Source organism: Janthinobacterium sp. FT14W (genome assembly GCF_009208755.1).
Lineage (GTDB): Bacteria > Pseudomonadota > Gammaproteobacteria > Burkholderiales > Burkholderiaceae_D > Janthinobacterium > Janthinobacterium violaceinigrum.
In genome coordinates this window covers 1-387 of record NZ_WFLL01000147.1, presented here as the reverse complement: position 1 = coordinate 387, position 387 = coordinate 1, and the positions used below count along the sequence as shown (strand labels likewise).

General features: G+C 58.9%; 1 protein-coding gene. It reads left to right on the top strand.

Features of this window, described 5'->3' with window-relative positions:
• Window positions 1–11: 11 nt before the first annotated feature.
• A partial coding sequence (locus tag GCN74_RS28375; RefSeq protein ID WP_226939283.1) for a condensation domain-containing protein occupies window positions 12–387 on the top strand: 376 nt, incomplete at its 3' end.

Below are 387 nucleotides of genomic sequence, written 5' to 3'. Positions count from 1 at the left end.
GCCTGATCGGCATGTTCGTCAATACCCTGGCCTTGCGCACGCACGTGGACGGCCAGCAAGACTTCCTGTCGCTGCTGGCACAGGTCAGAAATACTTGCCTGGAAGCCTACGAACACCAGGACGCGCCATTCGAAAAAGTCGTCGATGCCGTCAAGCCGCAGCGCAGCATGGCGACCACTCCGCTGTTCCAGGTCATGCTTGTCCTGCAGAATACCGATGCCATCATCCATGCCAGCAATGTACAGCCCTACGTGCTGGAGACGGGCATCAGCAAGTTCGACCTGAGCCTGGAGGTGACGGAAGCTCCGCATGGCCTGTCCTGCATCATGGAATACAGCACCACGCTGTTCAAGCCGGAAACGATAGCGCGGCTTTGCCGCCACTTCG